The sequence below is a fragment of the Serratia proteamaculans genome (assembly GCF_004684015.1).
Classification (GTDB): Bacteria; Pseudomonadota; Gammaproteobacteria; order Enterobacterales; family Enterobacteriaceae; genus Serratia; species Serratia proteamaculans_F.
On record NZ_SRIA01000019.1, the window covers coordinates 85099 to 100179 of the forward strand.

15 protein-coding genes are annotated in these 15081 nt (G+C 50.7%); 5 read left to right on the plus strand and 10 right to left on the minus strand.

The window, feature by feature from the left end:
• Positions 1–5: 5 nt before the first annotated feature.
• Positions 6–1037: a methionine synthase gene (locus tag E5C26_RS16095; RefSeq protein ID WP_135317218.1), complete on the plus strand. Its 1032-nt coding sequence runs from the start codon at positions 6–8 to the stop codon at positions 1035–1037.
• A gap of 68 nt (positions 1038–1105) precedes the next feature.
• On the opposite strand, the gene E5C26_RS16100 is transcribed toward E5C26_RS16095, so the two are convergent.
• Positions 1106–1717 (minus strand): NAD(P)H oxidoreductase, encoded by a 612-nt coding sequence (locus E5C26_RS16100; RefSeq protein WP_135317219.1) that lies wholly within the window; start codon positions 1715–1717, stop codon positions 1106–1108.
• 101 nt (positions 1718–1818) lie between these two features.
• Between E5C26_RS16100 and E5C26_RS16105 the strand changes: the two genes are divergently transcribed.
• The 3 genes from E5C26_RS16105 to E5C26_RS16115 all read left to right on the plus strand — a co-directional run bounded on the left by E5C26_RS16105 (position 1819) and on the right by E5C26_RS16115 (position 5165).
• On the plus strand, positions 1819–2742 hold the full coding sequence (locus tag E5C26_RS16105) for a LysR family transcriptional regulator (protein ID WP_135317220.1): 924 nt from the start codon (positions 1819–1821) through the stop codon (positions 2740–2742).
• A 305-nt stretch (positions 2743–3047) separates the two neighbouring features.
• Positions 3048–4343, plus strand: a complete 1296-nt coding sequence (locus E5C26_RS16110) for an MFS transporter (RefSeq protein ID WP_135317221.1) — start codon at positions 3048–3050, stop codon at positions 4341–4343.
• Between the two features lie 15 nt (positions 4344–4358).
• A complete protein-coding gene (locus tag E5C26_RS16115; protein WP_135317222.1) occupies positions 4359–5165 on the plus strand; it encodes a substrate-binding domain-containing protein in 807 nt (268 codons plus the stop codon).
• On the opposite strand, the gene E5C26_RS16120 is transcribed toward E5C26_RS16115, so the two are convergent.
• The 3 genes from E5C26_RS16120 to E5C26_RS16130 all read right to left on the minus strand — a co-directional run bounded on the left by E5C26_RS16120 (position 5140) and on the right by E5C26_RS16130 (position 7277).
• Positions 5140–6039, minus strand: coding sequence for a LysR family transcriptional regulator (locus tag E5C26_RS16120; RefSeq protein WP_135317223.1), 900 nt, complete (start codon positions 6037–6039; stop codon positions 5140–5142). The genes E5C26_RS16115 and E5C26_RS16120 overlap by 26 nt on opposite strands.
• 95 nt (positions 6040–6134) lie before the next feature.
• Positions 6135–6434, minus strand: coding sequence for a zinc-binding dehydrogenase (locus E5C26_RS16125; RefSeq protein ID WP_260516246.1), 300 nt, complete (start codon positions 6432–6434; stop codon positions 6135–6137).
• A 60-nt stretch (positions 6435–6494) separates the two neighbouring features.
• A complete protein-coding gene (locus E5C26_RS16130) occupies positions 6495–7277 on the minus strand; it encodes an SDR family NAD(P)-dependent oxidoreductase (RefSeq protein ID WP_135317224.1) in 783 nt (260 codons plus the stop codon).
• A 185-nt stretch (positions 7278–7462) separates the two neighbouring features.
• On the opposite strand from E5C26_RS16130, the gene E5C26_RS16135 reads away from it, so the two are divergent.
• Positions 7463–8023, plus strand: coding sequence for a TetR/AcrR family transcriptional regulator (locus E5C26_RS16135; protein ID WP_135317225.1), 561 nt, complete (start codon positions 7463–7465; stop codon positions 8021–8023).
• A gap of 8 nt (positions 8024–8031) precedes the next feature.
• Here the strand turns inward: E5C26_RS16135 and E5C26_RS16140 are convergent, their stop codons facing one another.
• The 6 genes from E5C26_RS16140 to E5C26_RS16165 form a co-directional block, all read right to left on the minus strand.
• Positions 8032–9411, minus strand: coding sequence for a sodium:solute symporter family transporter (locus tag E5C26_RS16140; RefSeq protein ID WP_135317226.1), 1380 nt, complete (start codon positions 9409–9411; stop codon positions 8032–8034).
• A gap of 101 nt (positions 9412–9512) precedes the next feature.
• Positions 9513–10439: a carbamate kinase gene (arcC, locus tag E5C26_RS16145; protein WP_135317227.1), complete on the minus strand. Its 927-nt coding sequence runs from the start codon at positions 10437–10439 to the stop codon at positions 9513–9515.
• Between the two features lie 72 nt (positions 10440–10511).
• Positions 10512–11363, minus strand: coding sequence for a dimethylarginine dimethylaminohydrolase family protein (locus E5C26_RS16150; RefSeq protein WP_135317228.1), 852 nt, complete (start codon positions 11361–11363; stop codon positions 10512–10514).
• Between the two features lie 69 nt (positions 11364–11432).
• Complete coding sequence (locus E5C26_RS16155; RefSeq protein ID WP_135317229.1) at positions 11433–12908, minus strand: APC family permease; 1476 nt, start codon at positions 12906–12908, stop codon at positions 11433–11435.
• Between the two features lie 106 nt (positions 12909–13014).
• Positions 13015–13953, minus strand: a complete 939-nt coding sequence (argF, locus tag E5C26_RS16160; protein ID WP_135317230.1) for an ornithine carbamoyltransferase — start codon at positions 13951–13953, stop codon at positions 13015–13017.
• 198 nt (positions 13954–14151) lie between these two features.
• Positions 14152–15057, minus strand: a complete 906-nt coding sequence (locus E5C26_RS16165; protein ID WP_135317231.1) for a LysR family transcriptional regulator — start codon at positions 15055–15057, stop codon at positions 14152–14154.
• Positions 15058–15081 lie beyond the last annotated feature (24 nt).

A 15081-nucleotide genomic window follows, 5' to 3' on the forward strand; every position in this document is an offset into this window, starting at 1 on the left:
CCATTATGAAAATATTATTACCTACTTCGACTGCCGGCAGCTTACCCAAGCCTTCCTGGCTTGCACAGCCTGAGACACTTTGGTCACCCTGGAAATTGCAGGATGAGGAACTGATTGAGGGTAAACAAGATGCCTTGCGCTTGTCCCTGGAAGATCAACAACGAGCAGGCATTGATATTGTCAGTGATGGCGAGCAAACGCGCCAACACTTTGTCACTACCTTTATTGAGCACCTGAGCGGCGTTGATTTTGAAAAACGGCAGACGGTCAGAATTCGTAATCGCTATGATGCCAGTGTCCCGACGGTCGTCGGTGCGGTGACTCGTCAAAAACCAGTGTTTGTTGAAGACGCCCGGTTTTTACGTCAGCTAACCAAGCAGCCGATTAAATGGGCCCTGCCAGGCCCGATGACGATGATAGATACGCTTTACGATAGCCACTATAAAAGCCGCGAAAAACTGGCCTGGGAATTCGCTAAAATTCTTAACCAGGAAGCCCGGGAGTTAGAGGCGGCCGGGGTCGATATTATCCAGTTTGATGAACCGGCATTTAACGTTTTCTTTGATGAAGTGAATGATTGGGGCATCGCCGCTTTAGAAAGAGCCATCGAAGGGCTTAAATGTGAAACGGCTGTGCATATCTGCTATGGATATGGCATCAAAGCCAATACCGATTGGAAAAAGACGCTGGGGTCAGAATGGCGGCAATATGAAGAAGCTTTCCCCAAACTGCAGACATCCAATATCGATATCATCTCACTGGAATGCCATAACTCGCATGTTCCAATGGATTTGCTTGAGCTGATTCGAGGTAAAAAAGTGATGGTAGGCGCCATTGACGTGGCAACCAACACCATAGAGACACCGGAAGAAGTCGCCAATACTTTACGCAAGGCACTGCAGTTTGTTGATGCCGACAAGCTCTATCCTTCAACCAACTGCGGCATGGCCCCGTTGGCTCGTCGGGTAGCCACTGGCAAGCTCAATGCTTTAAGCGCAGGTGCTGAAATCATCCGCAGAGAACTCGCCGCTAAATAACCTCGCCAAATTAGAAAAGCAGGCTTCCCCGGAAGTCTGCTTTTTGTATTTTAGCCAGGCGTTACTGTTCAGGCTTCACTGGTTTCTCTCAGAGAACTTATAACCTCACGCGCCTCGGCGAACAGTTTATGGTAATGGGCTTCGCCGTCGGTGATCCCCTCCTCCACGCCAATCGTGTTATAGAGAAAATCGATCCTCGCATCCTCCACCCCCAGATACGCCATGCTGCCATTAATGTAATCGGTCATGTTCTTTTCCCAGCCGTACTTAATGAATCCTGACTGTGAACCACCCACCAAAGCCAGCCAGCGGATCTTTTTATCCTTCAGGCCACTCCCTTCGCCGTAGGCCAGACCATAGTTCCAGACGCGTTCCAGGTAGCCTTTAAGCATGGCCGGAAAGGCATACCACCATACGGGGAACACCAGAACCAATGTGTCCTTATCCTCCAGCTCATTGAAAAGCCGATGCACTTCCTCCGAATAGGTTTTCTGCGGATTATCCCAGTCCGGCTCATCTTCCACCCTGAGTAGCGGATCAAAATGGCTGCGATAGAGATCAAGGCTGGAAACATTGTAGCCCTGACGCGCCGCCTCGCTCTGCATCTCACCCACCACCTGCGCGGTTAAAGAATCGGGACGCGGATGGGCCCAAACAAAGTAAATATTATTTAATTTCATATAATTACCATAATTCTCCGTGAAAGAACTATTACTTTACGGCCGCAGGATAGTTGTGTAAAACGTAGTATTTGAGATGGGTTATTGAGGAAAATTCACTAATGCAGCCGAACTTTTCAGACTTTGCTTCGTTTATTGCCGTCGCACGCTACAAAAGTTTTCGGGAAGCGGGCGATGAACTGGGGCTATCCCCCTCCGCCATGAGTCACTCCATCAAGCAGCTGGAGCAGAGATTAAAAGTCCGTTTATTTAATCGCACCACTCGCAGCGTGGCGTTGACTGAAGCAGGATTAACCCTTTTTGAACGGCTACGCCCGGTATTTGATGAAATCAATACCATACTCGACGAGATGAATTGCTTTCGCGATGCGCCGATGGGCACCCTCAAAATCAATACTTCACGCCTGGCCTCACGTCTCTTTCTGCTGCCGTTAATAGCGGGGTTTAGCCGCAAATATCCGGACATCAAAGTGGAGATCACCACCGATGACAAGCTGGTGGACATTGTCCAGCAGGAGTTCGATGCCGGGATCCGCCTGAATAACCGGGTAGAAAAAGACATGATTACCGTCCCCATTGGGCCGAAAATCAAACTGGTGGTGGTCGCCACGCCTGAATACCTTAAGCATCATCCCGCGCCGAAGCATCCGTGCGAGCTGATTCATCATCAAAGTGTCGTTTTTCGTTTCCAGAGCGGCCGCCCCTACCTCTGGGAATTTGAAAACCCTTCAGAGAAACTTGAAGTGGCTCCGGTGGGTAATATCATGCTCGACGATATGGATTCAGCGCTCGAGGCGGTTCTGTGCGGCGCCGGGCTGGGCTATCTCTATTACGAACAGGTGAAAGAACATCTGCAAAGCGGCAAGCTGGTCAAGGTTCTGGACGACTGGCTCCCCGAACGCCCATCCCTGCAACTCTATTATCCTAATCGCCAATATATGTCCGGCCCATTACGCGCCTTTATTGACTACATGAAAGAGACGCAACGATCGGCTGAAAATAGTCATCAGGAGAATCAAAGCTGATCGCGGCAGTGAGTTTGCCACCCCATGAACTCCCCCCGGCGTCCCCCTCTCAGCATTTTTCTGCCCTTTCCCCTGTATGAGGCTTGTCACAAAACGCACATGAAGTTTTAGCGTCCAGCGAACAAGTCAGCGCAGGGGAATCATTGTTAATGACCCGTTACAGCTTATCGCACTCAATTGTTAACGTTGATTCATGCGGCAAACGCATCAGTTGATGAGTTTATTGCGCTTATTTACTTTATTGACCTGATCCAGTCTGCAGAAACAGGCGCAGTAAAAGCGCCAATGACAAACTGGAGATTGAGATGCATTCCTCTAACGCCCCCATGACCTACCGGGCCAGAATCAGCGCGATACTGCGAGTTACCTCCGGCAACTTTCTGGAGCAGTTTGATTTTTTCCTGTTCGGGTTCTATGCCACCTATATTGCCCATACCTTTTTTCCGGCCAGCAGTGAATTTGCCTCGCTGATGATGACCTTCGCGGTCTTTGGCGCGGGCTTTTTGATGCGTCCTGTCGGTGCAATCGTGTTGGGTGCGTACATTGATAAAGTCGGCAGACGTAAAGGGCTGATTGTTACCCTGTCGATCATGGCCGCCGGGACCTTCCTGATTGTTCTTATCCCGTCCTATCAGACGATCGGGATCTGGGCGCCATTGCTGGTGCTGGGCGGCCGATTATTGCAAGGCTTCTCAGCCGGTGCTGAACTGGGCGGCGTATCCGTTTACCTGGCCGAAATTGCCACCCCAGGCCGCAAAGGCTTTTATACCAGTTGGCAGTCCGGCAGCCAGCAAGTGGCCATAATGGTGGCCGCGGCGATGGGTTTCGCCCTGAATGCCGTTATGGAAGAAAGCGCCATTCGCGAATGGGGTTGGCGTCTGCCTTTCCTGTTCGGTTGCCTGATTGTCCCTTTCATCTTTTTACTGCGCCGTAAACTGGAAGAAACCCAGGAGTTTAACGCCCGTCGCAACCATCTGGCGATGCGCGAGGTGTTTAAAACCCTCTTGGCGAACTGGCAGGTGGTTATTGCCGGCATGCTGATGGTCGCCATGACCACCACCGCATTTTATTTGATCACCGTCTATGCACCGACGTTCGGTAAAAAAGTGTTGATGCTGAGCGCCTCTGACAGCCTGCTGGTGACCTTGCTGGTAGCGATATCCAACTTCCTCTGGCTGCCGGTTGGGGGTGCGCTGTCAGACCATTTTGGTCGAAAACCGATCCTGATTGTCATGGCCCTGCTGGCACTGGTTACTGCGTATCCGGCACTTGGCCTGCTTGCGGCAGCCCCCAGCTTCTCCATGATGCTCACGGTGCTGTTATGGCTGTCCTTCATCTATGGCCTCTACAACGGTGCCATGATCCCGGCGTTAACCGAGATCATGCCGACGGAGGTGCGGGTTGCCGGTTTCTCACTGGCCTACAGCCTGGCGACCGCGGTCTTTGGCGGATTTACACCGGTCATTTCTACCGCGCTGATTGAGTACACCGGCGATAAGGCATCCCCCGGCTACTGGATGAGTTTTGCTGCGCTATGCGCATTGCTGGCGACGTTCTATCTGTACCGTCGCAGCCCATTATCTTTACAAACAGCAGCTTAAATCAGGGGTTACGTCATGCAAAAAATCTACCGTTCATTGCTCGCCACGTTGGTGATTTTCTCTGTCAGTACGGGAGTGCACGCAAAAGAAGTGACCGTCATGATTTCAGGGGGCTTTAAAGCCGCCCTGGAAAAACTGGCCCCACAGTTTGAAGCAACGAGTGGCGACAAGATCATTTTGGTCTCTGGCCCCTCGATGGGCAATACGCCCCAAGCGATCCCGGCACGCCTGGCTCGCGGCGAAAATGCCGACGTGGTGATCATGGTGGGCGATGCACTGAAAAAGCTGGAAAAGGATAACTGGATACAGCCGGGGTCGCGCGTGGAACTGGCCGATTCGCCGATTGGCATGGTGGTCAAACAAGGTGACCCTAAACCCAATATTAAAAATGATGCAGAGCTGCGCAATACCCTGCTACAGGCTAAATCCATTGCCTATTCTGACAGTGCCAGCGGCCGATACGTCAGCAGCCAGCTGTTCCAAAAACTGGGTATTGAAGATCAGGTGAAGGAGAAGGCGCATAAGGTTGAACGCATTCCGGTGGCATCCGAGGTGGCGAAAGGAAAATATGCGGTAGGTTTTCAGCAGGTCAGTGAACTGCTCCCCGTCCCCGGCGTCACCTTTATTGGCGAACTGCCTGACAATGTCCAGTACATTACCCGCTTTGCCGGTGCGGTCACCGCCAAAGCCGAACATCAGCAGGAAGGCAAAGCGCTACTGGATTTCCTGTCTTCCCCGCAGGCGCAAAAAACCATTCACGCCACCGGGATGAGAGTCGTGAAGGCTGAACAACCGGTTAGGCAGAGTGATACTGTTCAGTGATCAGTTTTTCCAACTCAGCGGCAAGGTAGGATTGCATACGTCCGCTGCGCCTGATCAGGCCGACGGTGCGCTTTACAACCGGGTCGGTCAGCGGCAGGTGAGTCAGCACCGAATGCTCTGATCCCGGCATCGACATAGCGGGTACGGCGGCAATACCGATACCCGCTTCAACCATGCCCAGCAGGGTCGTCACATGGCGGGTTTCGCAGAGGCTGGGACGCTCAGGGATGATGTGTGCCAGCATCTGATCGAGCAGATTGCGGTTGCCGGAGGTCTTATCCAGCCCCACATAATCCTGCTGATAAAACTCGCGCCAGGTCAGGCTTTTTTTAGCGGCCAGAGGGTGATCGCGCCTGCAGGCAGCCACGTAAACATCCCCAATTAACGGCAGAAATTCGATATTGGGTTGCAGGTTTCGCGCAAAACAGATGCCGAAGTCGGCCTGGCCGCTGGTAACCGCTTCGATGACATTGCCGGCACTGCTATCAATAAGCTTAACGCGTACGCGTGGATAGCGAGCCTGGAAGCGGCGAATCACGTCGGGCATGAAGTAGTAGGCCGCTGAAGGCACCGTGGCGACGGTGACCAGCCCCGTTCTGTCCTGACTGACCTTATTGATATCGGCTAATACCAACTCAACGTTCATCAAGAGTTGATCTGAACGCTCGGCAAAGGTCTGTCCATACAGGGTTAGCGTGACTCGTCTGGTGGTTCTGTCGAACAGCTTGATGCCCAGCGCGGATTCCAGCTTCTCTATCCTGCGGCTCAATGCTGACTGAGAAAGGCAGATGGACTCTGCGGCAAGCCGAAAATTACCGTATTCAACCAACGCGCGGAAGGCGTAGAGATCGTTGAGGTCAAAATTTACGGGCATAATGGCAGGCAATCCTTTCAGCAGCGGCAAGGGCTTAAAGAAAAGATGATAGCCACTTATCAGACAACGGCAACACGGCATCATAGAAAAAGGAATTAATCCTGCATCTTGATAGCCACTTTTCCTTTCGCATACCCCTGGGCAAGGTAGCCAAGAGCCTCCTTTGTTTGAGCAAAGGGGAATACCTTGTCGATCACGGGTTTGATTTGTTCGGTTTCTACCAGTTTACCTATTTGGCTGAGTTGACTACCTTCTGGCCGAACGAATAGAAAGGTATAAGTTAAGCCCCGCTTCATGGCCAACCAACACCTTTTATAATCTACGTCATCAAACCCTAATTCAGGAGATTTACCGTAACGCTTAAACGTTAAGGATTTCATGGTCTTATTATTCATTTGTTTTTCCCCTGCCGTGCAGCCAGCTGAACGACGGTTCTGAGCAGGACCCTTTATTGTCTAAAGGGTTTTATATCGCTCTGCGGCTTCATCTTGTTTGATATCCGATAGCAGAGTCTGACGCGTAGCATCGAGGTTGTCCCAGCGTGCGGCATCCTGCAAAGGTGGGATGGTAACGAGTTCACGCCGATCAAACCCAACCAGGGCTGCATCAACCAATTCGCCCGCTTCCATCATTTGGGGCAAAGTGTTGGTGTCGATACCTGCACGTTGCCAAATTTCCGTGTAAGTCCCGGCGGGGAGCACCGCCTGAACATAAACCCCTTTCTGCGACAGCTCAATATTCAGGCCCTGAGACAGGAACAGGACAAAGGCTTTGGTTGCGCCATAAACCGACATTGCAAATTCAGGGGCGAGTCCGACGACGGAACTGATATTGACGATAGCGCCCTCGCCAGCCAACACAAACCGTGGCGTCACTGCACTGGCCAGTCGCGTTAAAGCCGTTACATTAAGCGCGATAAGCTGCTCAATTGAATCAGACGTCTGCTCTGCAAAGCTGCCCGACTGCGCGATACCCGCGTTATTGATAAGAATGCCTATCCGCGTGTCATCACGTAAGCGAGCTTCAACAGCCGCTAAATCATCCGCTTGTGTGAGATCCGCAGGCAGGACATCGACAGCAATACCCTTTTCTTGTCTCAAGCGTTCGGCAAGGCTATCAAGTTTTGTCTTGTCGCGGGCGACCAGAACCAGGTCATGGCCACGGCGCGCAAACCGTTCAGCGTATACGGCACCAATGCCTGTGGAGGCGCCTGTAATCAGAACTGTTGATTTGGTCATGAAATGCCCTTCTTTATCAATGAGTCAATGAAATTCGCAAACTGCGATGTCTGTAGAACCCTGGAAGTGGTGGCTAACGGGACAAGTGCAATGATGATGATCATAATCTAAAAAGTCAATCCGTTTGATTACGATCATCATCAATGTATACTTGCGACATCAGTTTTAGGAGAAGAGGCAGAACAATGAGGGTTTCTAAAGAGCAGGTTCGTGCAAACCGAATACGTATTGTTGAAACAGCTTCAGAGTTGTTTCGTGAGCGGGGTTATGACGGCGTGGGCGTAGCTGAATTGATGTCAGCGGCAGGTTTAACTCACGGCGGGTTCTATAAGCACTTTGGTTCCAAGGCCGATTTGATGTCGGAGGCGATGAACTGCGGTTTTACGCAATCAGCAGAAAGTACGGCGGATATGAGCCGGGAGAAATTTGTTGAAAACTATCTTTCCCGCCAGCATCGCGATGACATGGGCAAAGGTTGTGTGATGTCGGCACTAGGCACCGATACGGCCCGCCAATCCGAATCAATTAAGGCGACGTTTGCGGCTGGCATTGAACGTCAGTTGGCCCTTTTAGCCAATGAAAATGGCGAAGGTGACATAACGCGAGCCGACCTGATCGATACCATCGCACATGTTGTTGGTGCTCTGGTGCTGTCCCGCGCCTGCCCTGATGACTCCGCGCTGGCAGATGAGATTTTGGACGTTTGCCGCTCCCGTATTCTCAATAAAGAAGGCCATGAAGATTGAGTTTCCGATTAATTCAGCGGAGTTGGGGTCCGAAAATCAGGCCATAGCAGGCTTATTGTCACGAAGGTCACCAGATTCGCCAACAGCCCGTAATAGGTCACACTGTTGGCCTGCAATCCGTATCTGACCATAAAATAGATAATGATGATGGTGCTGGACACCATCGCTGATATCGCCCCGGTGGTTGAAGATCTTTGCCAACAAATGGCTCCAATCAGGGGGACCAACAACACGCCAACCAGAATGTTATAAGCGACAGTCAGCGCAGTAATAACATCGCCAATCAAACTGGCGATGATCAGTATGCTGATACCAAAGGCCAGGGTTGCACAGCGATCTGTTTTAATTGAACATTTTTCTTTCTTGAAGATAGCGGCATAAATATCATAAACAAACAGGGTTGAGGTCGCCATCATACAGGCGCTGGCTGTCGACATGAGTGCGGCCAGTGAAGCCGCAATGACAATCCCCCGAAGGCCTACGGGAAGCACCGTCTGTACGGCGCTCATGAATACGGCATCCGGGTTGCCAATATCGGGCAAAAACACCCGGCAACTCATGCCGATAATTGCCCCCATCACGCCCCAGACAATACAATAAACCCCGGCGACGAAGCCTCCCCAGCGGGCAACATTGGCACTGCGGGCGGTAAACATGCGTTGCCAGATGTCCTGCCCGATAAACATTCCCAGACAGTAGATTAAAAAATAAGTAATGATATTCGGTAAACCAATATGGGTCAGCGAGAAGAAACCCTCGGGTAAAATATCTCGCATATTTTGCCAACCACCGGCATGAATAACACTGGCAGGCATTAAAATAAAAAGTAACCCCACCGTCATCATAATAAACTGAAAAATATCAGTCATGGTTAATGACCACATCCCCCCCAGAAAAACATAGACCACTACCACCCCGCCGCCGATCCAAATGGCATACAGAAAGGGGATGCCCAACAAAACCTCGATAATGCTGCCTATGGCGATAATGGAGGTGACCGCAACCATTAGGTCATAAACCATCATAATGGCCGCCCCCAGCAAGCGAACGCGGGGACGATAACGCAGTGCCAGGACCTGGGTGACGGTGTGCAGATTGAGCTTCAACAACGGGGTAACCAAAAACAAACTCAGTCCAATCAGCCCCATTCCCAGGCTGGTTGCCAGCCATAAGCCAGAGATGCCATATTGATAACCGAGTCCCATGCTGCCCATGGTTGCCGCGCCGCCGAGCACCGTCGTGGCCATAGTGCCGGTGAACATCAACGGGGCGAGACGTCTGCCCGCCACGGCGTAATCATCTCGCGTTTTTGTCCGTTTCCAGCCCAGCCACCCCACGCCTAACACCAATAACAAGTAAAGCCCAATGAGGGAGAGATCAATAACCACAATTGTCTCCTTTGCCATGTCGCTTTGGCGGATTGTCTGGAATAGCCGCGGTGCCAATATCTGCTGCACCCATGCATAATCAACGCGCTTTAACCCGCTCGTCAGTGAAACGCCACGCCCTCAATATCTTTATTGATCAAGGTTCCTGCCCGTCCTTCGACCATATCAACAATGTCCTCCAGCGATCCGATCACTGCCGATCTGCCACTATTGATAGAAAACTCACACGTAGCCTGGATCTTGGGCCACATCGAGCCTGCCGGGAAATCCATTTCAAGCAATGCGTGTGGATTGGCGGCTTTAATTGCTTTGCTGTCCGCCGTGCCAAAGTCAGTAAAAACTCTGCTGACGTCGGTCGCGATAATCAGTAAGTCCACATCCAGCTGCTGAGCCATTAGGCTGCAGCAGCGATCCTTGTCGATAACGGCCTCCAGCCCACGGATTTGTGAACTGAGGGTGGTGACCGGGATACCGCCACCGCCGCCGGCAATAACAATCACATCATTGTTTACCAGCGTGCGTAATGTCTCAATTTCGACGACCGCCAATGGCTGTGGGCTGGGAACAACGCGGCGGTAATATTTACCATCCGGTTTTATTATCCAGCCTTTTTCTTGCATTAATTTTTTGGCCTGTTCGTCGTTATAAACCGGGCCAATAAATTTATTGGGTTGCTTGACTGCGGGATCGTTGATATCGACCTCTACCTGAGTCAGCAAACAGGCAACCTGCCTGCCGGGTATATGATTACGTAGCTCTTGCTCCAGCATGTAACCAATCATCCCCTGGCTTTCCGCACCCAAAACGTCAAACGGATAGGGTTCAACCTTATCGGCGTAGGACTCAGACTGCAGTGCTAATAACCCCACCTGCGGCCCATTTCCGTGGCTGATAATGATCTGGTGTTTGCCATCCAGACGGGAAATGGCTTCACAGGCTATAGCGATATTTCGCCGCTGGTTTTCCGCGGTCATGGCTTCGCCACGTTTTAATAGCGCATTGCCGCCTAATGCTATAAGTATTCTCATAATTATCCTCTCCTGTTCCCTGGCAGATAAGAAAGGGGAAGCTATACCCTCCCCTTTAGATGGCTGACTATTTCATTCCCGTTCCAATGGGAAAGTCATGCAGTGAGGCCCGCCGCCACCTTTGAGAATTTCTTCCAATTCAATTTCAATGGTTTTAATTCCCAAGGCAGCAAGCTGCAGGTTGGTCTCTTTATTATTTTTAAAGGTCAGCACCCGGTCATCACCCAATGCCTGCAAATTGCAATGATGGCGGAATACCCCCTGTTGCGGAACATCAATCAGCGTGAATTTTCTTCTGGTGAGCAGATTTAAAAACTCATCGGGAAGAGCAGCTTTACAGACGACCGCGACTTTCTCGGCAACAATATTAAAGCACATGTCCAGGTGAAGATTTTCACGCTTACAGAAGATAGGGACCATGGTGTAACCCAGCTCCCACATCTGGCGTTCAATGTTCTGGTAGCCGTCATAGTCCGTCCTTGCCACGACGCCCTGAGCAATAGTGTGCTCATCTATCATCCAGAAATCACCGCCCTCAAATGCCCCGCTGGTACAGCGTGCAACGCAGGGGATACCAAGCTGTTTCATCTTGGCTTCATAGGCGGCCGTTTCCCCATGGCGACAAGGTTCACGGAAACTCCCCATGATGAAACCTTCCGCGACACAGGCACCGAAATCGCGCGCATAAACCTGATAAGGAAGGTCAGGATCAGGATCCATCAATACCACTTCAACGCCATTTTCGCGGTAAGCCTGAACCAGCGCGTCATGCTCGCGCCGAAATGCGTTAATATCGGCTGACTCGCCTTTTTCCAGCCAGTCTTCAGTAATGACATTAATAGGCTGGAATGAAAAATGTTTTGGTGGACATAATAAAACCTTCTTCAGCCTGTTAGTGGCATTTTTTACATAGCTTCTTTCCATTTTTAACCTCTTAATTATCTTTATTTCATAAGATACAGTCAGGATATTTTCATCGATATGAGTACGGAATTAATCAGAATTACTATTTTGAGTGGTCAGTTCTGTTTTCACTATTTCGGTGGGAATGTTTTTCAGTATCAATTTGGCCTGCTCTTCTCCGGAAACAGATTTATCCCGCAACAAATAAAGAATCAGGCCAATCACCAGCAGCACGGCCAATAGCAGATGCTCATAGGGCCATTTAAGCGCCGCCGGGCTGCCAGGAACCAACATGGCTGCAGCCATAAGCAGAGTCACAATGGCCCCAATAGCCAGGGTGAATTTTCCTCCCGGAGTTGGAAGCGGGCGTGGAAGCTCAGGGCGTAATTTCCTCAGTCGCATCACGGAAAACAGCGTTGATCCCCACAAGACGATGTAGGAAAAAGCGGCCACGGTGACCAGGGGGAGAAACACGGCTTTACCCAGCAAACAGGCAGAGGCGGCTATTAATGAAACGAACAGGATGGCTACCGTTGGCGTATGGTAAACCGGGTGCAAGCGGGAAAAAGCCGCCGGAATTAATCCAACCTGGCTCATATACATCAGTAAACGAGTTGCGCCATAAAAGCAGGCGTTATAAACCCCCACGACTCCGCAGCAAGCTGCTGCCGTGAGTAACACCCCCCAAACTGGCGTACCTGTCACTATTTCTGCTGCGTGAGCAAAGGGGATATCCATGGTCATCAGGCTTTGCCAGGGCACGATTGCCGAAGGAACCAGTAGGGTAATCAGGTACATAAAGGTGGCGATGACCAGCGAGATAATCAAAGCAAGAGCGGTTTTTTTACGGCTCAGGCTGGCAGAGGCTTCTTCCGCTCCCTTGGCTATGGTTTCCCAACCGGCTATAGAAAATGGCAGGAGCGCCAGCAGAGCCACCACGCCGGCAAAGGTCGGTTTGCTCTGTAACGGGCTGAGGTTTTCAAGGTCGATATAGAATGAACAGGCAATCAGCGAGACGATAACCAGGGTTAACACCGTCACGGTAATAAACGTCTGTAACGTTGATGAAAGTTTTACGCCCCGGTGCTGCATCATGCCGATGCCCGCGATAAGCAGCAGCCCGATAACCAATAATGGCGCACTGACCGCAAACCCGCCGACCTCATAGAGGATCGCCGCGCTCTTCATCGAGGGCAGCAGGTAGCCCAGCATGGTGGTAATTGCCAGTGCTTCCCAGGCGCATAAAATGATATTCACCAGCACGCCGAACCATCCGGCGATCATCGCGGCAAAACTGCCGAATGCAAGATATGAATACGCCGCCTCCCCACCCGCCAAAGGCACTGCGGATATGGCTTCCAGATAGGCCAGCGCAAGGGGAAGCTCAATGAGCAGGCAGAGTAAAATGGCCAGTGCCGCATTGGAGGGGCCACCGGCCGTGCTTAGCCAGGTGCCGGTGAGCACCAGCCAGGAAGCACCAAAAACGCAGCCAATACCCATCCCCAAAAATCCATTGAAGGTAATGGCTTTTTTTAGATGTGTTTTACTCTCCACAGATTGGCTCATAACAAACTCCTTAGTGAAGTACGGATGGCGACTAAAAGCAGAAGTGATGTCTGGCGGCATGGCGAGGGAGCCAGCGTTTGGGCTCCCTCGCCTTTGAGCCGGAAGGCTAGACCGCCGTAGCCACCATAACGGCCTTCACGGTGTGCATGCGGTTTTCACCCTGATCCCACACCACGGACTGCGGCCCTTCAATGACTTCATCTGTCATATCTTCGCCACGGTAACCCGGCAGGCAATGCATGAAGACCGCCGTCTTGCGTGCTTTCGCCATTGCCTGGGCGTTGATTTGGTACGGCATAAAGTCTTGAATGCGCTTTTCTTTCTGGGCTTCGTTTTCGCCCATGCTGTGCCAGGTGTTGCCATACACCACATCGGCTCCACGCAGCGCCTCGTCGAAATCCCGGGTCACGATAACTTTGGAGCCGCTTTTCGCCGCGTGTTGCTGCGCACAGGCCAGAATTTCCGGTACCGGTTCGTACCCTTCAGGGGCAGCAACATAAATATCCATGCCCATCATGCCGCAGCCGATCATCAGGGAATGACAGACGTTATAGACATCGCCGGCATAACAGACTTTTACCCCTTTCCATTCACCAAATTTTTCTTTAATGGTCAGCAGATCGGCCAGCCCCTGGCAAGGATGCTCCAGCGCCGTTAAAGCGTTAATCACCGGATTTTTCATGTATTGCGCAAACTCCTGAACAATTTCCTGTCCATAAGTTCGGATATACAAACCATCAAAATAGCGATCAATAATGCGTGCGGTATCTTTAATGGGCTCACCGCGGCTGAGTTGCATTTCATCCGGGCGCAAATAGATAGACTGAGCCCCCAGCGCCGTTGCGGCGGCATGGAAGGAATTACGGGTACGCGTAGATTTTTTTTCGAAAATCATGCCATAGGTCCGCCCACGTAAATATTCATGTGGCTCACGCATGGTCCATTTGCGTTTTAAATCGGCTGCCAGCTCGACCAAATAACGGATCTCTTCCGCTGTATAATCCTGCATGGCAAGATAGTGCTTGCCGCGAAATTTATCTCTCATTTCATTTCCCTCGATGTGTGATAAAAACGCCCATTTACGGGTAGCAGTATTCCAGCTACTGTACCCATCTGAATATTCATTGATGTGCCGATGAGCGTAAGAATTAATTGCATGGCTAACAATAGATATAAAATAAAGCTGACTTTACTATTTATTAATGTTTAACCAGAAAGGTGTGAAGCATATAAGAATGAAATATTACCGTCCCGGATATCCATGTTCCAGACGAATATCAGACACCAAGGCTTCGAGGGCTTCATTATGCGGGCGATTTCGGTTAAGAATAAGGCAGTGAGTCACCTCATAGCTTAATTCATCAGGTTCAAGCAGATACATTTCCTGTTTTTCGACCCACTGCTGGGCATAATGTTGCGGCAGATAACCCATGTGCGTCCCTGCCAGGATTAGTAAGGCGACAGCCTCCATCTGGTGGGCCGTGGCCGTGATTAGTGATGGCGTTACAGGCACCAAATCCGACGGCATCAGATAGCCACGTTTTACCCAGCTGAAGCGCTGTAAATCCTCGGCAGTCACCTTTGATGACAAATACAGCGGATGGTGCCTTCCGCAATAGATTGAAATTTTTTCACTGAAGAGATCGATATACTCAAGATTCTCTAATCTGTGCCCGATATAAGATATCGCCGCATGTAATTCGCCGCTGATAATTTTCTGTTCAAGTTCCGTCGGTGATTTAATAAAAACCTGCAGACTTACCTCATGATTACGCTGATAAAAACGTCTTATTGCCTCAACTATTTTTGCTTCTGGCAGCGTTAATGTGCTGTCCAATAAACCTATCATCAATTCACCGCGTAATCGCCCCGAAAGGTTATGGACCTGTAAAACAAAGTCATCTAATTTGGCAAACAGTTGTTGTGTATAATAAAGCACCTGTTCACCTTCATCCGTCAGACTGAATCCTTTTTTCCCCCGCTCGCAAAGGCGAAATCCCAGACGGGTCTCTAAGGTGGACATACAGGTACTAATGGCGGATTGGCTCATATTCAATTGCGCTTGCGCGGCAGAAAACCCATTACATTGAACAATGGTTAAAAATATCTGCAACAAGCGAATATCGACATTATGAAGATTTCCTAGCATAGTTCCTCCTTATTGAAATAAGGG